At 69.5% G+C, this 22108-nt stretch carries 16 protein-coding genes; 8 read left to right on the forward strand and 8 right to left on the reverse strand.

What is annotated here, in order from left to right; all coding sequences use genetic code 11:
- Positions 1–390 precede the first annotated feature (390 nt).
- Entirely contained in the window at positions 391–1602 is a 1212-nt protein-coding gene (locus ACFT4A_RS19235; RefSeq protein ID WP_382831676.1) for a pyridoxal phosphate-dependent aminotransferase, read from the forward strand.
- A 113-nt stretch (positions 1603–1715) separates the two neighbouring features.
- Positions 1716–2132 (forward strand): hypothetical protein, encoded by a 417-nt coding sequence (locus tag ACFT4A_RS19240; RefSeq protein WP_382831679.1) that lies wholly within the window; start codon positions 1716–1718, stop codon positions 2130–2132.
- 184 nt (positions 2133–2316) lie between these two features.
- On the opposite strand, the gene ACFT4A_RS19245 is transcribed toward ACFT4A_RS19240, so the two are convergent.
- Together ACFT4A_RS19245 and ACFT4A_RS19250 are read right to left on the reverse strand one after the other, a co-directional pair.
- On the reverse strand, positions 2317–4050 hold the full coding sequence (locus ACFT4A_RS19245) for an Ig-like domain repeat protein (RefSeq protein ID WP_382831682.1): 1734 nt from the start codon (positions 4048–4050) through the stop codon (positions 2317–2319).
- Between the two features lie 237 nt (positions 4051–4287).
- On the reverse strand, positions 4288–6117 hold the full coding sequence (locus ACFT4A_RS19250; protein WP_382831684.1) for a phosphoenolpyruvate carboxykinase (GTP): 1830 nt from the start codon (positions 6115–6117) through the stop codon (positions 4288–4290).
- A gap of 329 nt (positions 6118–6446) precedes the next feature.
- On the opposite strand from ACFT4A_RS19250, the gene ACFT4A_RS19255 reads away from it, so the two are divergent.
- The 3 genes from ACFT4A_RS19255 to ACFT4A_RS19265 are packed head-to-tail and all read left to right on the forward strand — an operon-like array spanning position 6447 to position 8586.
- Positions 6447–7160 carry a hemolysin III family protein gene (locus tag ACFT4A_RS19255; RefSeq protein ID WP_382831686.1) on the forward strand — a complete coding sequence of 238 codons (714 nt, stop codon included), beginning with the start codon at positions 6447–6449 and terminating at the stop codon, positions 7158–7160.
- 34 nt (positions 7161–7194) lie between these two features.
- Entirely contained in the window at positions 7195–7821 is a 627-nt protein-coding gene (locus ACFT4A_RS19260; protein ID WP_382831687.1) for a TetR/AcrR family transcriptional regulator, read from the forward strand.
- A gap of 33 nt (positions 7822–7854) precedes the next feature.
- The gene (locus ACFT4A_RS19265) at positions 7855–8586 is read left to right on the forward strand and encodes a Mut7-C RNAse domain-containing protein (RefSeq protein WP_382831689.1); all 732 of its coding nucleotides are present in this window, start codon (positions 7855–7857) and stop codon (positions 8584–8586) included.
- On the opposite strand, the gene ACFT4A_RS19270 is transcribed toward ACFT4A_RS19265, so the two are convergent.
- From ACFT4A_RS19270 to ACFT4A_RS19290, 5 genes are all read right to left on the reverse strand, one after another.
- Positions 8577–10985 (reverse strand): galactose oxidase-like domain-containing protein, encoded by a 2409-nt coding sequence (locus ACFT4A_RS19270; protein ID WP_382831692.1) that lies wholly within the window; start codon positions 10983–10985, stop codon positions 8577–8579. The genes ACFT4A_RS19265 and ACFT4A_RS19270 overlap by 10 nt on opposite strands.
- Positions 10969–12183 carry a glycosyltransferase gene (locus tag ACFT4A_RS19275; protein ID WP_382831695.1) on the reverse strand — a complete coding sequence of 405 codons (1215 nt, stop codon included), beginning with the start codon at positions 12181–12183 and terminating at the stop codon, positions 10969–10971. Before ACFT4A_RS19275 ends, ACFT4A_RS19270 begins: the two co-directional genes overlap by 17 nt.
- Complete coding sequence (locus ACFT4A_RS19280; RefSeq protein WP_382831696.1) at positions 12180–13835, reverse strand: ArnT family glycosyltransferase; 1656 nt, start codon at positions 13833–13835, stop codon at positions 12180–12182. Before ACFT4A_RS19280 ends, ACFT4A_RS19275 begins: the two co-directional genes overlap by 4 nt.
- Complete coding sequence (locus ACFT4A_RS19285; RefSeq protein ID WP_382831699.1) at positions 13832–15112, reverse strand: glycosyltransferase; 1281 nt, start codon at positions 15110–15112, stop codon at positions 13832–13834. The genes ACFT4A_RS19280 and ACFT4A_RS19285 overlap by 4 nt, the downstream gene beginning before the upstream one ends.
- 146 nt (positions 15113–15258) lie before the next feature.
- On the reverse strand, positions 15259–17292 hold the full coding sequence (locus ACFT4A_RS19290) for a thioredoxin domain-containing protein (RefSeq protein WP_382831702.1): 2034 nt from the start codon (positions 17290–17292) through the stop codon (positions 15259–15261).
- 431 nt (positions 17293–17723) lie between these two features.
- Here ACFT4A_RS19290 and ACFT4A_RS19295 point away from each other — a divergent pair, with 431 nt between their 5' ends.
- From ACFT4A_RS19295 to ACFT4A_RS19305, 3 genes are all read left to right on the forward strand, one after another.
- Complete coding sequence (locus ACFT4A_RS19295) at positions 17724–18290, forward strand: Uma2 family endonuclease (protein WP_382831704.1); 567 nt, start codon at positions 17724–17726, stop codon at positions 18288–18290.
- Between the two features lie 854 nt (positions 18291–19144).
- Positions 19145–19378 carry a hypothetical protein gene (locus ACFT4A_RS19300; RefSeq protein WP_382831707.1) on the forward strand — a complete coding sequence of 78 codons (234 nt, stop codon included), beginning with the start codon at positions 19145–19147 and terminating at the stop codon, positions 19376–19378.
- Between the two features lie 323 nt (positions 19379–19701).
- Complete coding sequence (locus ACFT4A_RS19305) at positions 19702–20907, forward strand: MAB_1171c family putative transporter (RefSeq protein WP_382831710.1); 1206 nt, start codon at positions 19702–19704, stop codon at positions 20905–20907.
- Between the two features lie 24 nt (positions 20908–20931).
- On the opposite strand, the gene ACFT4A_RS19310 is transcribed toward ACFT4A_RS19305, so the two are convergent.
- Positions 20932–22104 (reverse strand): acyltransferase family protein, encoded by a 1173-nt coding sequence (locus ACFT4A_RS19310; RefSeq protein ID WP_382831712.1) that lies wholly within the window; start codon positions 22102–22104, stop codon positions 20932–20934.
- Positions 22105–22108 lie beyond the last annotated feature (4 nt).

Here is a 22108-nt window from a genome sequence, read left to right on the forward strand (position 1 = left end):
CGGAAATCCTCCGGCCGCCCGCACTGTTGTCATGTGCATTGTGATCGTCGCAAGGCGGGCGGCACAAGAACCTGTTTCACAACGGGCCCCTCGGCGTCCGGGCCGACCCTACGCAACCGCCGTGACCCGCCGGGAACTTGGGGGGCACGGTTGGGGGACTTGATGGCCGCTTCCGAGCTTCGTCGGGCTTTGCCCGGGTACCGGCGTCCCGCCCCGGGCTGCGGGGAACCGCGCACCCGTCGCCCCTTTGGCCCAATCCGCCTCCGCGCCCACTCCCGGCGCCCCTGAGGGCCAATGAGGCTGCGTATGGCGATTTCATGCGAAACCGGCGCGTCTCGCGTGGCGGAAAACACGAGCCACGAGGCATTACCGGGCCGTAAGCTCCCTGACATGCAGGTGATCCAGTCGACCAAGCTCGCCAACGTCTGTTACGAGATCCGGGGCCCGGTGCTCGAGGAGGCGATGCGCCTGGAAGCAGCAGGTCACCGCATCCTCAAGCTCAACACCGGCAATCCGGCGGCGTTCGGCTTCGAGTGTCCGCCCGAGATCCTGGAGGACGTCCTCCGGAACGTGTCCTCGGCACACGGATACGGGGACGCCAAGGGACTGCTGGCCGCACGGCGCGCGGTCGTCATGCACAACCAGACCCTCGGCATCGAGACGGACGTCGAGCACGTCTTCATCGGCAACGGCGTCTCCGAGCTGATCGTGATGGCGATGCAGGGGCTGCTCGACGACGGCGACGAGGTCCTCGTCCCCGCGCCGGACTACCCGCTGTGGACCGCCGCCGTCTCCCTGTCCGGCGGCACCGCCGTGCACTACCGGTGCGACGAGCAGGCCGACTGGATGCCGGACCTGGCCGACATCGAGCGCAAGGTCACCGACCGCACCAAGGCGATCGTGATCATCAACCCGAACAACCCGACCGGGGCCGTCTACGACGAGGCGATGATCAAGGGGCTGACCGACATCGCCCGCCGCCACAACCTGCTGGTCTGCTCGGACGAGATCTACGACAAGATCCTCTACGACGAGGCCACGCACACCCCGACCGCCGCCGTCGCCCCCGACCTGCTCACCCTCACCTTCAACGGCATGTCGAAGGCGTACCGGGTCGCCGGCTACCGCGTCGGCTGGATGTCGATCTCCGGGCCGCGCGCCCACGCCGACTCCTACATCGAGGGCCTGACGATCCTCGCGAACATGCGGCTGTGCGCGAACATGCCGGGCCAGCACGGCGTGGTCGCGGCGCTCAGCGGACGGCAGACGATCAACGACCTGGTACTGCCGGGCGGGCGGCTGCGCGAGCAGCGGGACGTGGCGTACGAGCTGCTGACCCAGATCCCGGGCGTGAGCTGCGTGAAGCCGAAGGGCGCGCTGTACCTCTTCCCGCGGCTCGACCCCAAGGTCTTCAAGATCAAGGACGACCGGCGCATGGTCCTGGACCTGCTCCGGCGCGAGAAGATCATGGTCGTCCAGGGCACCGGCTTCAACTGGCCCGAGCCCGACCACTTCCGCGTGGTGACCCTGCCGTCGGTCGGCGACCTGCGGGACGCGATGGGCCGGATCGGGCACTTCCTGGACGGCTACAGCCAGCCCTGACCGAAGAGACCCCGCTCACACTGCGTGTGCGACCGGTCCGGTTTTGTGAACAACTCAACTTTAGACGAAATCTAAGCTAGGATGGCTTCCTGAAGCACTCAGGAGGCCGTCCCATGTACGAACCGATCCGCGCCAAGTCGGTCCACAGCTCGATGGCCGGCACCACCGCCGACTTCCCCCACCGATCGCGTGAGGAAGAGCTGGACATCCAGCTCGCGGGCCATCTCGCCGCACTGCTCGCCGTCACGGACGAACTCCGCGCGGCAGCACCCTCGGCCGACCTGGACACCTCGGCGGAGCGGCTCACGGAGCAGGTGGCCCGGCTGAGGGGTGGGCGTACGCCGACCCGTGCGTCCCGGGGGCGCCGCGAGCGGAGTGCCGTGGCGCTCCATCGGCGGGCGCACGCCCTGGCGGGGCGGGCGCTGGTTGTCGCCGCGTCCCGGGCCGATACGGCGGCGGCGATTCTGGCCGCCGAGCAGATGGACGTGCACTCGGCGGCCCTCGATCCGCGCGAGCTCGCCTCCCACTGAGCCTCTTTCACGGGCTCCCTTGAACGGCCCCGGTCCGCGCGCACCCGCAGCGACGCGCGGGCCGGGAGCCACCGTTTGCGGGTGGGTGCGGGTTGAGTTGGGCCGGTCGCGCCCACGCGGCGGAGCCGCACATCGATACAGCCCCGCGCCCCTTGAGGACGTGCCCCTGACGGCATCGCAACAACTAGCGTCTGACGTAGGTCTCCGCCGATGCCGTCGAGTTCTCGTGCAGGGCGTCGCCCGGCCAACTGACCGTGTAGGTCGTGTCGCCGTAGGTGCGGGGGATGTCGTTGATGGTGAAGGTGCCGTCGGCGGCGGCGGTCACCGAGGAGAGGGTGCCTCTGCCGAGGCGGTCCTCGCGGACGACCTTGAGGACGGCTCGGTCCGCCAGCGCCTTGCCCCGTGCCTCGAATCTGCCGGTGATCTCGATGCCGTCGGACAGGTTCGCCTCCGCCGGTGCCGTGAGGGCGATGGTGGTGGGGGCCTTGGCGACGGTCACCGTGTGGGTGATGTCCGTGGCCGGGCGGTGGGTCAGGTCGCCGAGGTAGGAGACGGTGTAGGTGGCCTCGCCGAGGCGGTCGGGCTCGTCGAGGACCGTGAAGGTGCCGTCCGCCTTGACGGTGGCGGTGCCCAGGTCGTGGGTGCCGCTCGCGTCGGTGCGGGTCGCCTTGACCTTCAGCGGCTCGGCGGGCGCCGGCCCGTCGTGCTCCAGCTTGCCGCGCACGGCCAGCGGCTCGCCCGCCACGGCCTGGCCGGGGCTGTGGGTGAGGCCGCCGGTGAAGCGGGCGTCGTACTGGACGGCGGGCGGCTTGATGATGTGCAGCCAGTACTGGCCGCCGGACGCGTTGGTGGTGACCGCGAACAGCCGGGAGCCGTCCGCCGACCACTTCATGCCGCGCGGCACGACCCGGTCGCCGTCGAGGCTGCCCTCGAAGACGAACTCCAGCGGGGTGGTGGAGTCGCCGGGGTCGGCGGGCTGCACCAGCAGGTCGGGCACGGCACCGGTGGCGGAGGCTCCGCGGGCGATGTACTTGCCGTCGCCGCTGAAGGCGACCGCGCTGGCGGTGGCCCCCTCGGGCAGGGCCCGGTAGCCGGTCGCCGCGTCCGACAGGTCGCCGGTGTTGAGCAGCCGGGTGCCCGCCGTGGCGTCGGCCAGGGCGACCTTGCCGCCGTCGGCGGAGAACGCCAGGTCCTTGAGGTTCAGGGCGCCGTTGCCCTGGCCGTCGGCGAAGCGCCGCGCGGCGTTGCGGACGAGGGCGCCGTCACTGGTGTCGTACACGGCGAGGAAGGGGTCGGCCGCCTTCGCGTTGAGCGGCTGGCCCATGAGCATGCGGTCCCCGGCGCCGGCCTCCAGCAGCAGATCGCCGCTGTCGTTCCAGCCGGTGCGGGTGTGCGTGCCGTTCACGATCCCGTCGAGGTGGGTCTCGGCGGTGGCGCACTGGGAGGTCGAGGACGCGTAGGGCGTCGTGAAGTAGGTCTGGCCGCCGGACTGGGCGACCTCCCGGCCGCAGGTGTCGGTGTTGGCGGAGGCGACGGTGGTGCGCTGGTAGGTGGTGGTGTCGAAGGCCTCGATACGGTCGCGCAGCCCCGCGTACAGCGTGTTGCCGTCGGCGCTGACCGCGAGGCCGGAGACATGGGCCTGGTTGGTGGTGAGCGTCGTCAGCCGCTCACCCTCGAAGGTGTAGACGGCGATGGTGCCGGAGTTGAGGTAGTAGCCGACGTTGCTGTCGGCGACGAAGACGCGCTGGTGGACGTTGTCGACGGCCAGCGCCGAGTACGACGAGATCGGCAGCTTGGCCACGGCGTCGGAGGCCGCCGCGTGCGCCGCGGGTGCGGCGGCGACGGTCAAGCCGGTCCCCGCGAGTAACGCGGCGGACAGCGTGGCGGCGAGCCGTCTGGAACGGTGTGCGGTATTCAACTGTGCCCCCCACAGACTGTTTTGAGAGCCTCACCGGGACCGGTGAGGCACCTGAAGAGCATGAAACAGCCGTGAAGAATCGGTGAGCAAGGGGGCGCGACGGGAACGACGAAGGCAGGGCTCGCACGCCGTTGTGCGAATCCCTGCCTCCGGTGGTGCTGGCACCGCGGCCGGCCGTGACGATGTTGCTGGTCAGGGCACTCTCGGTAGACCGGCCGCGGAGTCTTGGATGGGGGCTCAGCCCAGGCGCTTCACCAGCGCGCGGTACTCGTCCCACAGTTCCTTCGGCGTGTGGTCGCCGAAGGTGTTGAGGTGCTCGGGGACCAGGGCGGCCTCCTCGCGCCAGACCTCCTTGTCGACCGTGAGCAGGAAGTCCAGGTCGGCGTCGGACAGTTCGAGGCCGTCCGTGTCGAGGGCACCCTTCGCCGGCAGGACGCCGATCGGCGACTCGACGCCCTCGGCCGAGCCGTCCAGGCGGCCCACGATCCACTTCAGGACACGGGCGTTCTCACCGAAGCCGGGCCACACGAACTTGCCCTGGTCGTCCTTGCGGAACCAGTTGACGTAGTAGATCTTCGGCAGCTTGGACTGGTCCTTGTCCTTGGCCACGTCGATCCAGTGGGCCATGTAGTCGCCCATGTTGTAGCCGCAGAACGGCAGCATCGCGAACGGGTCGCGGCGCAGTTCGCCGACCTTGCCCTCGGCGGCGGCGGTCTTCTCGGAGGCCACGTTGGCGCCGAGGAAGACGCCGTGGTTCCAGTCGAAGGACTCCGTAACCAGCGGTACGGCGGTGGCGCGGCGGCCACCGAAGAGGATCGCCGAGATCGGCACGCCCTTGGGGTCCTCCCACTCCGGCGCGATGATCGGGCACTGCGAGGCCGGGACGGTGAAGCGGGCGTTGGGGTGAGCGGCCGGAACGCCCGACTCGGGCGTCCAGTCGTTGCCCTTCCAGTCCGTCAGGTGGGCCGGAGTCTCCTCCGTCATGCCCTCCCACCAGATGTCGTTGTCGTCGGTGAGGGCGACGTTGGTGAAGACGGAGTTGCCCCAGAGCGTCTTCATCGCGTTGGCGTTGGTGTGCTCGCCGGTGCCGGGGGCGACACCGAAGAAGCCGGCCTCGGGGTTGATGGCGTAGAGGCGGCCGTCCTCGCCGAAGCGCATCCAGGCGATGTCGTCGCCGATGGTCTCGACCGTCCAGCCGGGGACGGTCGGCTCCAGCATGGCGAGGTTGGTCTTGCCGCAGGCGCTCGGGAAGGCCGCGGCGACGTACTTGGCCTCGCCGCGCGGCGGGGTGAGCTTGAGGACCAGCATGTGCTCGGCGAGCCAGCCCTCGTCACGCGCCATCACGGAGGCGATGCGCAGGGCGTAGCACTTCTTGCCGAGCAGGGCGTTGCCGCCGTAGCCGGAGCCGTAGGACCAGATCTCGCGGTCCTCGGGGAAGTGCGAGATGTACTTGGTCTGGTTGCAGGGCCAGGGGACGTCCTGCTGGCCGGGCTCCAGCGGGGCGCCCAGGGTGTGCACGGCCTTGACGAAGAAGCCGTCGGAGCCGAGCTCGTCCAGGACCGCCTGGCCCATGCGCGTCATCGTGCGCATGGCGACGGCGACGTACGCCGAGTCGGTGATCTCGACGCCGAGCGCGGACAGCGGCGAGCCCAGCGGGCCCATGCAGAAGGGCACGACGTACAGCGTGCGGCCGCGCATCGAGCCGCGGAACAGGCCTCCCTGGCCTCCGGAGCCCTGGAAGATCTCCCGCATCTCGGCGGGGGCCTTCCAGTGGTTGGTCGGGCCCGCGTCCTCCTCCTTCTCGGAGCAGATGAACGTCCGGTCCTCCACGCGGGCGACGTCGGTGGGGTCGGAGGCCGCGTAGTAGGAGTGGGGGCGCTTGATCGGGTCGAGTTTCCGGAAGGTGCCCTTCTGGACGAGCTCCTCGCACAGGCGCTCGTACTCGGCCTCGGATCCGTCACACCAGACCACGTTGTCCGGCTGGGTCAGCTCGGCGATCTCGTTCACCCACGAGATCAACCCCTGGTGAGTGGTGGGGACGGTGGGAGCCGCGATGTCGCGCGCCACGATTGCTCCTAAATGAGGGTTTTTTTGTCGATGTGGAGGCCCCGTGGGGGCTGCGACCCGGATGCTTCACGGTGCAACTTGGCGCTCATCCGGTGCCGACCGCACTCATTTGATCATCCGACGTCCGCGCCCATCTGTCCAGAGGAGCGCACAGGTGAGCAACGTGAGGATCGCCACGGTTTCTCGGAGACGCTTTGCATGCACGTTGGGTTCACATGACCGTCCGTTTGCGTGACCATCATTCGGTGACGATGAGAGGATGGCCACTCTTCATCGGCCAAACGACCGGACTGATGGGTCACTTACGCTTCCGTAGCTACCATTCGGCCATGACTGCGTTCGTCCCCGACGCGCCCACGGATCCGCCGGCCGACGGCCGTGGCCCGGTGGCGCTCTCCTTGCCTCACCCGGTGAAGCCCAAGCTGCGAGGCTGGCTGCACCTCGGCATGTTTCCGGCCGTTCTCGTCGCGGGCCTGGTGCTGACCGCCCTCGCCGACTCGTCCAGAGGGCGCGTCGCCTGCGGTATCTACGTGCTGACGGCCTGCCTGCTGTTCGGCGTGAGCGCGCTGTACCACCGAGGCAACTGGAGTCCGCGCATGGACGGCGTTCTGCGCCGTCTGGATCACGCCAACATCTTCCTGATCATCGCGGGCACGTACACACCGCTGACCATGCTGCTCCTGCCGGGCGCGAAGGGGCAGTGGCTGCTGTGGGGCGTCTGGGCCGCGGCGGCGGCCGGGATCGTCTTCCGCGTCTTCTGGGTCGGCGCCCCGCGCTGGCTCTACACGCCGTGCTACATCGCGATGGGCTGGGCGGCCGTGTTCTATCTGCCGGACTTCATGCGGGCCGGCGGTATCGCCGTCCTCGTCCTGGTCATCGTCGGCGGTCTGCTCTACAGCGCCGGCGGCGTGGTCTACGGCATAAAGAAGCCCAACCCGTCACCGCGCTGGTTCGGCTTCCACGAGGTGTTCCACTCCTTCACCCTCGCGGCCTTCATCACGCACTACGTGGGGATCTCGCTGGTGGCGTACCAGCACGCGTAGGCAGTGAATGCCTTTTGACAGTTACTGTCATGTCATGACGGCCCCACGCAGCACCCCCGCCGACCGGCCCCCGCTGGGACTCCGGGAGCGGAAGAAGATCAAGACCCGCCAGGCGATCCGCGGCGCGACCTACGCGCTGATCGAGGAGCAGGGCTACGACGCCACGACGATCGAGCTGATCGCCGACCGTGCCGAGGTGTCGCCGTCGACCGTCTTCCGCTACTTCCCGACCAAGGAGGACATCGTCGTCACCGACGAGTGGGACCCGGTGATGACGGCGGAGCTGCGGGCCCGGCCCAAGGACGAGTCGTGGGCCGACGTCCTGAGGCACGTGATGCGCAAGGCACTCGACCTGAGCCTCGCCGAGGAGCCCGAGGTGACCCGGCTGCGGGCGCGGCTCGGGGTCGAGGTGCCGGCGGTACGGGCCCGCATGATCGAGAGCACGGCGGCCACCGGCCTGCCGCTCCGCGAGGCCCTCGCCGAGCGCTCCGGGCTCGACCCCGACAGCCTGGAGCTACGGGTCTTCGCCATGTCCGTGATGGGCGGGCTGATGGAGGTCTCCCACTACTGGGCCGGGACCGGCCACCGGGACGACATCCGGGACCTCGTCGACCGCGCCCTGGACGTCCTGGAACACGGCCTGCCGACCGCAAAACCCTGAGGCGGCGGCCCGCCGCCGTGTCATCCTGACCGAGTGAACGGTCCCGAGATCCACGTCGAGTTCGCCCCCGAGCTGCATGTGTTCGTCCCCCGGGCCCGGCCTACGGGCTCCGTGCCGGCCGCCACCGACGGATTCTCCAGCCTCGGCCATGTCGTCGAGTCGCTGGGCGTGCCGCTGACCGAGGTGGGCGCGCTGGTCGTGGACGGCCGCGAGGTGCCCGTCTCGCACGTCCCGGTCGCCGGCGAGTCCGTGTCCGTACGGACCGTCGCACGCCCTCAGAAGGTCCCGGGCGCTCCCCTGCGCTTCCTCCTCGACGTGCACCTCGGCACGCTGGCCCGCCGGCTGCGGCTGCTCGGCGTGGACACGGCCTATGAGTCGACCGACATCGGCGACCCGGCGCTGGCCGCTCGTTCGGCGGCGGAACAGCGGGTCATGCTGAGCCGGGACCGGGGGCTGCTGCGCAGGCGTGAGCTGTGGGCGGGGGCGTTCGTGTACAGCACGCGTCCCGAGGAGCAGCTCCGTGACTTCCTGGACCGGTTCCGGCCCGAGCTGCTTCCCTGGACGCGCTGCACCGCCTGCAACGGGGTGCTCCGCAAGGCGACCAAGGACGAGGTCTCCGACCAGCTGAAGCACGGCACGCACGCGACGTACGACGTGTTCGCGCAGTGCACGGAGTGCGGCCGGGCGTACTGGAAGGGCGCGCACCACGAGCAGCTGGAGGCCATCGTGGAACGCGCCCTGGCGGAGTCACGCGGTCAGCGCTGACCCTTCCTCACATCACCCTTTCCACAGGCGATGCCGTCCCTGTTCCGGTCCAGACCCAGCGGGTCGTCCTTGCCGTTGACCTTCAGGCGGCCGTAGTCGTTCGCCTTCAGCCACGCGCAGCGGGCGGCCGTCGACGTCCTCACCTCCGCCGGGAAGTCGGTCGGGACGCAGACGTTGATCGAGCCGTAGTGGCGGTCACAGCCGGAGATCGTCGGGCTGACCTTCTGCGACACCCGCTTCTCGCCGGGCTTCACCACCTTGCCCTTCGGCGCGTCGGCGAAGTCGTGGACGTGCGCTGACGCGTCCGTGGCCTGGAGCGCCCGCGGACCCTGGAGGTGCACCCACTCGGCCACCGACGGCACCCCGTTGGCGTCCACCGCGAAGAGCATGTACCAGCCGGGCGGGGCCAGGTTGGGGTTGCTCGTCACGTTCAGGTCGACGTTGTCGCCGTCCACCGACAGGGGCAGGTCCACGAACCGCTGGTTCGGGTCGGAGGAGTGCGTGACGGCGGCCGGGCGGATCAGCTGGGCCTTGGCGATGGGCCGGTCGACGGTGATCCGCTGGGTGTCGCCGTAGGTCCACTCGGTGTCGATCACCGAGGTGATCGTGGGGCGCGGCCCCTTGAACAGGTAGGGCGGGCTGTACACCGACACGTCGTGGTTCCAGGTGCCGTTGCCCGGGTTGTCACCGGTCGTCATCACCCGGCCGTCGGGGAGCAGGAACGCCGACGAGTGGTAGCCGCGCGCCTCGGGGTCGACGGCCACCGGGTCGAAGGTCTCCGCCTCCGGGTCGAAGATCGACGTCTCGTAGACCGGGTTCGCGCGGTTGTGCAGCGCGCCGCCCGTCTCCAGCACCTTGCCGTCGGGCAGGAGCACGGCGGAGACGTACATCTTGCCCTGGTTGCCGCTCTGCGGGACCGGGCCGTTGCCGAGGTCGACCGTGCCCTGCGGGATCGGCGGTCCGGCCACGTACGAGGGGTTCGGCTGCTTGAGGTCGATGATGTCGGTCAGGCGGTTCGCCTCCGGGTTGGAGTCGATGTTGCCGCCGCCGAGGGTGAGGACCCTCTGGTCCTGCGCCGGGGGTAGGAGCACGCTCGCCGACTGGTCGCGCTCGTCCTTGTTCCGCAGGCCCGGCACCTGGGTGGTGGTGTTGGCGCCGTAGTCGTAGATCGCCGACCCGGTGCCCGGGATGTTGTTGCCGAAGACGTGGCTGCCCGAGTAGAAGAGGCGGCCGTCCTGCATCAGGATCATCGACGGGTACAGGCCCCAGTACGACCAGGTCTGGTTGACCTTCCACAGCGGCTGCCACTGCTGCTCGGCCTCGGAGAACAGCTCGGCGGTGACCGAGCCGGTGGAGTCCTCGCGCAGGCCGCCGAAGGAGATGACGTCACCGTTGCCGAGGATCGTCGCCGACGGGTACCAGTGGCCGTCGTTCATGTCGTTGGTCTTGGAATAGGTCTCGGTCTCCGGGTCGAAGATGTACGAGTCCTTGTAGCCCTCGTAGCCGTGCCCGCCGGGCACCGGGTACGCCTTGTTGCCGCTCATCACCAGCACGCGCCCGTCCTGGAGCTGCACGTGCCCGGCGCAGAACATGTCCTTCGGCGTGGGGACGATCTTGTAGGAGCCGTCCGCCGGGTCGTAGACGGAGGAGGTGAAGGTGCCGGCCTCGAACATCGACTCGTCGTTGCCGGAGCCCGCGATGAGCAGCACCTTGCCGTTGTGCAGGACGACGGAGTGCATGGAGCGGACCGGGTTCCGGGTGGGCAGGACGTCCCACTTGCCGTTGGCGCACTGCTCGGCGGTGCCGGTGCACCGCGGCGGCAGGACCGGGTCGGGGACCTGGTCCATCCGGTAGTCGTCGGTGGTGGCGGAGCCGGTGCCGTAGACGGAGACGCCCCAGGAGATGCGGTCGGTGCCGGCCGGGACCTCGGGGGTGCGGACGGTGGCCTCGGTCCAGTTCCCGGCCAGGTCCAGCGTCTTGAGATCGGTCCAGTACTGCCAGCCGGCCGTGGCGTCGTGCCGGAAGAGGGTGAGGGCCGCGTCCGGGGTGGTCGTCTTGTACCAGAGGCCGAGGTCGTACTGCTTGCCCGGCGTCACCACCGGCGCGCACTCGGCGGACTCGGTGATCAGGGCCTTGCGGTCGCCGTCGGCGCGGCGGGTCAGCTCGACCTTCATGGCCTTGCCGCCGGAGTGCGCGTCGGCCGTGGTGGTGAAGGTGAAGTCGTTGTCGCCCCAGCCGGACTTCTCCCAGCAGTACGGCATGTCGCCGGTGCCGGCGGTCTCGAAGCCCGGGTTCTTGATGAGGTTGGCGGCGGAGGCGGTCTGCGGAGAGGCCAGCAGCAGGCCCGAGGCGAGGCCCGCCACGGCCAGGAGTGCGGTAGCTCTACGACGTCTGTTCACACGGCTCTCCTTGCTCTGCGGTGCTCCCGCGCACGGGCTTCTCACGCCCCCGGCGCGGCAGATAGACCAGCGCTTCGGTCCCCGCGAAGCGCAGGACGAACGTCGTCACCAGCGCGAGCGCGGTGGCGGACAGCACACCCAGGTGGAACTGGTGCACGAACAGGGCGATCAGCGGGATGCGCAGCACCAGATCGGCGTTGGCGAGCAGCGCGAACCGCCCGGCCCGGTCCCACCAGCGGCGGTGCCGGCGCCGCTCGCGGAACAGCAGATGCTCGATGAGCAGGAAGTTCCAGGCGACGCCCAGCTGGTTGGCGAGGATCTCCGCCGGTACGTAGTGCATGCCGAGCGCGGTCAGCGCCCACAGGCCGACCAGGTTCGGCAGGAAGCCGGTGAGCCCGATCAGGCCGAAGCCGACCATGCGCGCGGCCGGCGAGGCGGTGCGCAGCCCGGCCAGGTGGCGCAGGAAGCGGAAGCCCTCCTGGGCGGTCGACTTGGACTCCCCGGCGAACCGGTCCTGGAAGACGAAGGGCACCTCGGTGACCGTGCGCGGGCGGCTGCGGACGGCGAGTTCGAGGAGGATCTTGTAGCCGAGGGGCTGGAGGACCTCCGCCGTGACGGCGCTGCGGCGGATCGCGAAGAAGCCGCTCATCGGGTCGCTGATGCCGCGCAGCCGGCGCGGGAACAGCGCCTTGGTCAGCCAGGTCGCCCCGCGCGAGACGAACACCCGGTAGCTGCCCGCGAGCCCGGCCCGGCTGCCGCCCTTGATGTACCGGGAGGCGACGACGAGCCCGGCGTTGGCCCGCTCGCCGGTGGCGACCAGGTCGGGCACGAGCGAGGGCGGGTGCTGGCAGTCGCCGTCCATGACGACGATCCAGTCGGAGGTCGCCGCCTTCAGGCCCTCGACGACCGCGCCGCCGAGCCCGCCCACCGGCTCGTCCCGGTGCAGCACAGTCACCGGGAAGGGGCAGTCCCGCGCCGCCTTCTGGATGACCTCGGGCGTGTCGTCGGTGGAGTCGTCCACGAAGACGACCTCGCAGGGCAGCCGGGCCGGGACCGCCTCGGTGATCCGGTGCAGCAGCTGCCGTACGTTCGCCGACTCGTTGAACGTCGGTACGACGACGGTGACGGCGCCCGGTTCGGGGATCTCGGTGGTCTCGGTCTCGACGACCTCCCCGGGGGCGGTGGACTCCTGGCTCATCGCGCGCCTCCGGCGGACGTCTGGATCTGGCGGATCTCGATGCGGTCCTCGCCGGTGCCGAAGGTGGCGACCGGGTCCGAGTGCTCCATGGCGGCCTTGACGTTGGGCAGGTCGGCCGCGTCCCGCCGTACCGTCGGCGAGGCGACGACGTAGTCCAGGTCCTTCCAGCCGCGCGGCATCGTCTTCGTCACCGCCGGGTCGAGGTCGGCCTTGTAGAACCAGATGACGCCGAGCCCCGGCCGGTAGCCCTGGTGCACCAGGTCCAGCCAGAGGGCGTCGTCCACCAGTACCCGGGTGCGCTCCGGGTCCTCGACCTCCGTGGCCAGCCACTTCGAGGCGGCCCGGTAGCCGGCGTTGGCGTCGGTGGTGACGGCGATGCGGGCACCGTCGTACCAGCGCGGTACGACGTAGGCGCAGGCGGCGAGGGCCAGGACCGCGGCGAGTGTGTACCGGCCCAGGCTGACGTACCGTTTCTCCGCCTCGGTGCGCCGGCGGCGCAGCACCCCGTGGGCGATGGAGGCGGTGCCGCCGGCGAGGACGAGCGCGAGGAACGGCAGGGCCTGGATGACGTACATCGCGGGCAGGTAGCCGTTCGGGCGCAGGGCCAGCGCGGCGAAGATCGCGACGGCCAGGGCCGGTCCGGCCAGGGCCCGGGCGGTGACCGACCAGCGCCAGGTGACGAGCAGGAGCAGCGCGCCCGCGAGGCCACCGAGGGGCAGGATCTTGTCGTAGTACAGCCACGACTGGAGCACGCCCCAGGAGCCGGAGCCCTGGTCGAGGACGAAGCCCGAACCGGGTCTGGTCATCTGGTACTTGACGCCGTCCCAGAGGGAGACGTGCCCGGCGCCCGGCAGCAGCTCGCCCTTGAGCAGGGCGAACAGCGGGTACGAGAAGCCGATCAGCGTGCAGGCCGTGACGGCTCCGGCGAGGGCGAACTTGCGGGTGTCCTTGTGACTGTGGCGCCACATGGTGAGGAACAGGGCGGGCAGGACGAGCAGCATCGTCTCTTTGGTGAGGACGGCCGTGGCGGCCGCGATGCCCGCGCCGAAGTGGTGCCAGAGGTGGCGGCTCGGGGACGCGGCGAGGGTGAAGGCCAGCAGCGTCCACATCACCGCGAGGTTGTCGAGGAAGATCTCCCGCTGGAGGACCACGGACAGCGGGGAGAGCCCGAAGAACACCATGCCGAGTCCGGCCGCCCAGCGGGGCAGCGCCAGACGGCGGCCCAGCACGAAGACCAGGACCGCGCTGACGCCGCTGACGAGCAGCATCGCGGCGCGCATGGTGCCCACCGTCATCGACTCGGGGCTGATCAGCGCGGGGATCCAGGTCAGCACGGCGATCTGGATCCAGCCGAGGGGCGGGTGGTCGTACCAGTAGGTGTAGTGGGCGAGGCCGTCGCCCTGCTGGACCGACCAGGCCTGGGCGAGGTAGGTGCCCTCGTCGTCGCTGAGGGCCGGGTAGTCGGCGATGTTCCAGCCCTGCACGGTGAGGACCGCGACCAGCAGGACACCGCAGAGGATCAGGTCGGACCGGGAGGAGCGCAGCCGGCTCGGCGGCTCGGGTATGCGACGGGCCGCCGGAGCGGTGCCCCGCACAGGCTGCCGCTGCGCGGGGACCTTCGGGGTGGTCGCCGCGGGAAGGGTGGAGGTCACGCGGGAACGTCCTCTCGGGTCACGGGAACGTCGTGCCGCGTCTCGTCGAGATGGGCGCCGACATGGGTCGTCAGCTCCCAGTCGTTGCGGCCGCGCTGCTCACGCCATACGGCGCGCACGGCCGCCCCGGCGAGCAGGACCTGGTAGAAGGGGCCGCCCAGGACCAGCTTGAGGTAGTGCGCGAAGCGGACGCGCAGCCCGTACTGCCTGCCGAAGTCGTGCAGTCCGACGATCTCGAAGACGAAGGTGACCAGGGCGGTGACGGCCGGCAGGAAGGTGATGAAGGCGATGCCGACGGGCACGTCCAGGAACAGCGCGATCGCCACGTTCAGCGGGATGATCAGGCCGGTGAAGGCCTGCATGAACGGGGTCATCAGGGTGTAGCGGGCGAGCAGCCGCTGCCCGAGGGTGGGCAGTTGCTTCCAGTCCTTCTTCCGGTACACCTGGAGGAACCCCTGGTTCCAGCGGGTGCGCTGCTTCAGCAGGGACATCAGCGAGCCCGGGGTCTCCTCCCGGGTCACCATGTCGGAGTCGTAGGCGACCACGACCTTCTTGCCGACGCTGGAGAGCCTGACGCCCAGGTCGCAGTCCTCGGCGAGGCAGTCCGGATCCCAGCCGCCGGCCTCCCTGAGGACGTCCGTGCGGACGAAGACGGTGTTGCCGCCGAGCGGAATGAATCCTTTCTGCGCATGCAGATGGAGCCGCGAGCGGAACCAGAAGAAGTACTCCAGGCAGTTGCGCAGGCTGTACCAGCTGGAGTGGAAGTTGATCAGCTGCACGCCGCCCTGGACGACGTCCGCGCCGGTGGTGCGGAAGGCGTGGTCGACGTGCGCGAGGAGCTCGGGGTGGACCTGGTCCTCCGCGTCGAAGACCCCGACGACATCGCCGCGGCAGTGCGGCAGGGCCGTGTTCATGGCCTTCGGCTTGTTCTTCTTCTCGTGCGTGTCGACGACGACACGGACCCGTGGGTCACGTGCGGCGGCCTTCTCGGCGACCTCGGTGGTCTCCGGGTCGTCGTGCCCGACGATCACGATGATCTCGAAGTCGGTGTGGCTCGACTCCAGCAGCCGCTGGATCGTGTGGTCCAGCACCGCCTGTTCGTGCCGGGCGGGCAGCAGCAGCGAGAAGGAGACGTGCTCGTCCCCGTCCGGGCTGCTGAACCGCGTGGAGGCGAGCACTTCCGGCGTACGCCAGGCGTGCATCTGCCACCACAGGGTGAAGGCCGCCATCCAGAACAGAGCCAGTGAGACGGCAGCGATGAAGACAGACGTGAGCAAACAGATCCCCCCAGATCCCAGAACCCCCAGGCGTGACGGTGTGCCGGTGCGGCCCCATCCGTCACGTCACCGTGCAGAGATTAGGGGGGAACTGTGAAGCCTGGGGGCTGTTCAGATAAAGAGCGTGTTTCCCTTGATTCCCGACTTCAGTCGTTCAGCACCGCACGCAACCGGTCAACTTCCGTTGTCGGCGCGTCACATGTGAAGTTACGGCAGACATACGCGGTCGGTTCACCACCGACAAGAGAACGGTCCGCGAGCAGCGGGAACTCGTCGCTCTCCGGAGCGCCGACGGCGACGACCGCGCCCGGCGCGGTGCCCAGGAGTGCCGTGCGGTGCAGGGTCCTCGTGCCCTCGTGATCGAGCGACGGTCCCACGATCGCGACCTCGCGTGGCCCGTCCAGCACGGCCTCCGCCGCGGCGAGCCCCCAGCCGATGAAGCGGGGCACGCGCGGCCCGAGCGCCTTGACGACGCCCAACGCCCGCTCGGCGGCGGTGCGATGGGGCTCGGAGCCGGTGTGCGCGGCATAGCCGAGCAGGGCGTTCGCCGCCGCGGTCCAGCCGGACGGGGCGGCGTTGTCGGTCGGGTCCTGCGGGCGGCGGATGAGCTGCTCGGCGTCGGCGGCGGTGTCGTACAGGGACCCCGACTCCGGGTCGGTGAAGCGGACCAGGACGTGGTCGACGAGGAACCCGGCGAACTCCAGCCAGACGCCCTCACCCGTGACGGACGCCAGCGCGAGGAAGCCCTCCGCCACGTCGGCGTAGTCCTCCAGGACGCCCGCGTTGGCACCGGCGTGGCCGTCCTTGCTGGTGCGGGTGAGCCGGGCCTGCTCGTCCAGGTGCAGCCGCACCAGAAGATCGGCGGCGGCGACGGCGGCCTCGACGAGGTCGGGCCGGTCGAAGTAGGCGCCGGTCTCGGCGAGCGCGGCGATCGCGAGGCCGTTCCAGGCGGCGACGACCTTGTCGTCCCGGCCGGGCGCGGACCGCTCGGCCCGCGCCGCGAGCAGCCGCTCCCGCACCGAGGCGATCTTCCCGGCGTCGACCAGCCCTTCCTGCTGCTGCGGCAGCTGCAGAACGGAGGCGCCCTCTTCGAAGGTGCCTTCCTCGGTCACGCCGAAGTACTGCGCGGCGAGCTCGGCGTCCTCCTCCCCCAGCACCTCACGCAGTTGCTCGGGCGTCCACACGTAGTACGCGCCCTCGACGTGCTTGCCGGTCCCGTCGTCGCTGTCGGCATCGAGCGCGGAGGCGAACCCGCCCTCGTTCGTCCGTAGTTCGCGCACCATGAAGTCGGCGGTCTCCAGAGCGACCCGGCGCGCGAGTTCCGACCCGGTGGCACGCCAGAGGTGGGCGTACACCCGGCACAGCAGGGCGTTGTCGTACAGCATCTTCTCGAAGTGCGGCACGACCCAGTCGCGGTCGACGGAGTAGCGGGCGAAACCGCCGCCGAGCTGGTCGTAGATCCCGCCCCGGGCCATGCGCTCGCAGGTGTCGGATGCCATCTGCAGGGCGCCTTCGGCGCCGGTCCGCGCGTGGTGCCGCAGCAGGAACTCCAGCGCCATGGACGGCGGGAACTTCGGCGCCCCGCCGAATCCGCCGCGCTGCGGGTCGTACTCCCGGGTGAGCCCGAGCAGCGCCTGCGCGAGCTCCTCCTCACCGGGGGTCCGGTCGTCCCCGTAGGAGATCTCCCGTCCCGCCAGATCCCGGACGATCTTCCCGGCGACCTCGGTCACCTCGTCCCGCCGCTCGTCCCACGCCTGGTGCACGCCCTGGAGCACCTGCCGGAAGGAGGGCATGCCCTGGCGGGGTGCGGGCGGGAAGTACGTGCCGAAGTAGAACGGCTCGGCCTCCGGCGTGAGAAACACGGTCATGGGCCAGCCGCCCTGCCCGGTCGCCGCCTGCACGGCCTCCATATAGACGGCGTCCACATCGGGGCGCTCTTCGCGGTCGACCTTGACGCTCACGTAGTGCGCGTTGAGGTACTCGGCGGTCTGCTGGTCCTCGAAGGACTCGTGGGCCATGACGTGGCACCAGTGACATGCCGAGTAGCCGACTGACAGCAGAACGGGCACGTCGCGCCGCCGTGCCTCTTCGAACGCCTCCGCCGACCAGGGCCACCAGTCGACCGGATTGTCAGCGTGCTGCAGCAGATAAGGCGAGGTCACACCAGCCAGCCGGTTCATGCGATCCAGCCTCTCACAATGCCCAGAACATCCTGCCCAGCGAGCTATTCGGGCGGGGTGCACCTTGGGACCGGCGCCTCTGGTGAGTCCAAAGGCTCCGCAGCGCCGACGCAGTACGAGCCTGGCGCTCGCTTCAACCACCTGGGCGGTCGACCTTCGGCCGCCCTCTTGCTTGCGTCCGCGCATCACCTAGAGATCAAGGTCGTCACTATCGGTAATCATCTACGCTGCCCAATGGCGTCACACCTGGTCGGCTCTCACGAACTCAGCAAGTGCACTGGCTCCCCCACCGGCTCGAGGGTTGCCGGTGCGCCCAAATGGCGAAGGGGGCCATCGCGCTCTTCCGAATCAGGCGCCCCGGCATCACAGGACAGTAGGCTGATGGGCGCAGCAGCCCTGGAACTGTAGAGGCTCCTCGGAGGAGGTACACCATGACCGCCGAGATGGTGGCGCCCGCGTGGATGCATAAGCAGATCAGCGCGGAGCAGTACGACTCCTGGTCCGAGGAGCAGTGCGCCGGCATTGAGATCGTGGACGGAATGGTCGTTGTGAGCCCGAGCGCATCCAAGCGGCACAATCGGCTGGCCCGAATCCTGGCCAATGCCCTGGACGCCGCCGCAGGCCCGGACTGGAATGCCGACACTGACTTCGACGTCCGCCTGCAGGACGTTCCACTCACCAACCGCCGTCCGGATGTCATCGTCTACCGGGCGGAGACCATCGACCTCACGCCCACCCGCCCCGAACACGTACTCCTGGTCGTCGAGGTCGTATCGCCCGGCTCGGAGACCACCGACCGGATCGTGAAGGTGGATCAGTACGCCAAGGCCGGCATCCCCTTCTACTGGCGTATCGAACAGGCCGCCACCGGTGTCCCGATCGTCTACACCTATGTTCTCGACCCCGCCACCACCGCCTACAGGGACGGCGAGATGTTCACCGGCGTGATCAAGGCTGCCGCACCCTTCTCCTGCACCGTCGACCTGGGAACCATCTGACAGCGCTGGAGAGTTACTCCCCTCATGGCTGCGCACAGGGGAAGGCTGAAGTTCCGGGAGCACCTGGAGGCGCTTTTCGCTGCCGCCGGCTCCCCTAAGCCGACCGCGATCTGCTCTGCGAGCAAGGATCGCCTTGGACGAACTTCCCTGTCAGTACAGCGCATCAGTGATTGGCGAAGCGGAAAACACCTACCGACAAGCAAGCTCTTTCGACAGTTCCTTCGTGCGATCGACACCTTGGCTCGGCAGCGAAACATCACCCTCCCCGCCGCACTCGCCGACCCGGCAGCCTGGGATCGCCTACTGCGCGCAGCACGAGCAAAGAATCCCACTCCGGCGCAGGAAGAATCGCGTCACATCACGGTCGGCCCAGTCCAGATCCCGGTCCGTCCGGTGACTGACGCCAATCCCCTGGAACTGGGCGTACACCGAACGAGTCGTCTGGAGGATGCTCCTTCACTACCGAGTTACGTGCCACGGGACGCGGACAGGGCAGTCTCAGCTCAACTGCTGGAAGCCAGGGAGAACGGTGGCCTTGTCCTGTTGGTCGGCGAATCCACGGCCGGAAAATCACGGTGCGCCTTCGAGGCTGTACGACGCGAACTTTCCGACCACTGGATCATCGCACCGCCTGCGGCAAGCGAGCTGAGCCCCGTACTGTCGCACATCTCCCTACCGGAGACCCGCCGTCGGAAGTGGGTGCTCTGGCTTGACGACCTCGACCGGTCTATCTGTCTGACCAGGCACTTCGAGCGCCCTGGCGCACATGGCGCCTCGGAGTTCCGGTACCACGCAGCCTTGTATGAGCGGCAGCGCACCAGTCGGTGCGCCGTCGTTCCGAAGGGGCTCTCATCGTGACCGTGGCACTGCTGTCCACCGTGATCTGCGCTGGCGTACTCGCCCTCCAGCGCGCCATCTACCCGCTGGCCCTTCTGGTCGGCTTCTTGTCAGCGCTGCGCGGCCTGAGCACCCGTGAACGGGTCTCGACCTTCCGCGTCTTTGCCCAAGCAGTCGCGGACGCGAGCAGCCACCCCACGAGCGGTTCCGCTCGATCGCCCCTACGCCGCGCCTCAACTCATCCGCATTGATGAGGCATTCAAGTGCTCAGCGCGATGTCAGACGCAGCCGCTGCACCAGCACCGTTGGTGTCCACACGAAAACGGCCATTCACCATCCTGCCGCAGGAGGCCCCGCGGCGAGGGACGGCCCTCCCGGCCGGGGCGTCGGGGTGGTGATCACTTTGGGTTTGCTCTTCGCTACCGGGGCGCCGTAGCTTGCGTGAGGCCTGTCAGTGGGTTCGGGGACGAGGGGGGCGTGTGTTCGGCCGAGGGACGGGGCGTGCGGGGACCTCGTGCGTCCGGTGTCGCCGGAGACGGGAATGCGGCGGCCGTGCTCCGGTGGGCGGGCCGCTGTGAAGGACTTCGTGAATCTGCTGGCCATCGTGACGCTGCTCGGCGGCACGGCGTGGACGCTTCCGCTGCTGATCCGGCAGCGCTTCCGTGCCCCCATGCGGCTGCAGCTGTGCCTGTCGCTCTTCCTGCTGGGCGCGGGCAACGTGCCGGCCCAGCTCTCCGATCCGGCGGCGCTGGACGGCCTCGCCTTCACCGGCTTCACGAAGCTCGCGTACAACGTGGCGATCCTGACCGGGCTGTGCCTCATGGTCAGCTTCCTGTGCGAGCGGCGCCGGGCGCTGTGGCGCAGCTGGGAGGTGGTGTTCTGCCTCCTCTGTCTGACCGCGATGGCCGGCGTGACCGCGCTGATGCCGCCGGGCCTGCGCGACCACACCTTCGCCCTGCCGTATCTGGACCACTGGCAGGTGCGCGCCTTCTACGACATCGGCGGCGCCTATCTGGTCTTCGGCTACACCACGTGCGCCGTGCTCGCCGTGCGGCACGCCCGGAGCAGTCGCCGGCCGCTGCTCCAGGCGGCCCTGGGGACCGTCTCCGCGGGTCTCCTCGGGCTCGCCCTCAGCTGCGTCCTGCGGATCCTGTGGGTCAACTGCCCTGCCTGCCGTGGCTTCGGGCATCACCTGACCTACCCGAACATCTTCCTGTTCGGCCAGCTGGCCACCATCGCGGTGTGCGCCGGGCTGAGCCTGCCGTGCTTCGCGAGCGCCGCTCAGTTCCTGCGGGAGCGCTCCGTCCAGCGGGCCCGGTTCCGTGAGCTGGGAGAGCTGTGGCAGCGGCTCGTGGACTTCTATCCGGAGCTGGTCCTGGAGCAGCGCCGGGGCCGTCGGTGGCTGCCGCTCCTGGACTACACCTCGGCCGTGTACCGCAGGTACGTGGAGTGCCGGGACGGGCTCACCCGGCTCAGCCCCTATCTGCACCTCGCCTCGCAGGAGACGGTCGCGGAGAAGGACGGGGAGGGGGCCGGGGAGCAGGCCTCGCCTGCGGCCGGGCCCGACCTGGTGCGTCTGGTCGACCGGTCCTTGCGGCTGCGCGGTGAGGCCGACCTCGCCGCTGCCGCGACACCGGAACCCACGGTGTTCGTGGCCCCGGGGGACAGTCATGCCGCCGACTACGAGAGCGACCTGGCGGGCCTGATCGCGCTCTCCCGGGGGCTGCGGGAACTGCGTACCGCCCCGGCGGAGAACGACTCCCACGCCGTCGGCGTCTGACACACCGCGAGACCGGGGTCGGGCTCAGGCCGCCGGCGACACGAGGACCGGTTCGGACGGGGTCCGGGGCGTGCTGCTGCTGCGGGGCCGGGCCCACCGGCGCATGACGGGGCGTTCGACGCACACCATCAGCAGCCAGCCCAGGGCGAGCGTGACCAGCAGCATGACGAGCAGTTCGAGCACGCCGCCGACCAGGCCGTAGGTCCTGTTGTGCAGGACGTGGGTCCGGCCGTAGTAGAGAACCACGTACTGCGCGAGGTAGAAGCCGAAGGACACCTCCCCCAGCCAGCGCATCACGCGGCCGCCGAGCAGCGTGCGCTCGTCGCGGAGGTCGGCCAGGGCCACCGCGCACACCAGCACACCGACCGGGACGACGGTGGCCACGGTGAACCCGTAGAGGAACGGCACGTTCAGCGCGAGTGCGTAGCCGGCCACGGCCAGGGCGAGCGCACCGGCGAGCGGTACGCGGGGGAACCGGCCCGCGAGAACCAGCCGGGCCAGCAGCATGCCGAGGACGAACTCGAACAGGCGGCCAGGGGGGAAGTTGTAGCCGAGCCAGAACTGGAGGGAGGAGATGGGGAATCCCTCGGGGGTGCGCGGCTGCGCCGGGACCAGCAGGTCGACGGCGGCTTCGAGGGCCACCATGCCGGCCACCATGGCGCCGGCCCAGGCCCACAGCCGCTCCGTACGGATGCGCCGCACCGGCCGGATGAGGAAGGGGAAGAGCAGGTAGAACAGCAGCTCGCTGCAGAGCGACCAGCTCGGCGCGTTGACGCTGATGTAGATGCCGTGCTGCGGGAACCAGGAGTGGATCAGGAAGAGGTTCGGCAGCCATGCGGTGAGCGGGGTCGCCGCCCCGGCGAAGAGCACCATCGCCAGCGCCCACATGGCGACATGGTTGGGAAAGATCTTCAGCAGCCGGCGGCGCCAGAACGCCACGACCGTGTCGTCACGCCTGCTCGACCAGGTCAGGACGAAGCCGCTCAGCACGAAGAAGAAGGACACCCCCATCCAGCCCGCCTTGCTGAACAGCCACTGGAATCCCTCGGCCTGGCCGCGGTCCGCGAAGGGGTTCGTCAGGGGCTCGAAGAAGGAGGAGTGGAAGAAGAAGACCAGGACCGCCGCGATGAACCGCAGGCCGGTCAGCGAGGGCAGGGGTGCCGGGCGTCTGGAGGGGGTGTCGTGCGGTGTGGTCACCACG

It is taken from the genome of Streptomyces sp. NPDC057099 (assembly GCF_042671245.1).
In the GTDB taxonomy this organism is placed as follows: Bacteria; Actinomycetota; Actinomycetes; order Streptomycetales; family Streptomycetaceae; genus Streptomyces; species Streptomyces purpurascens.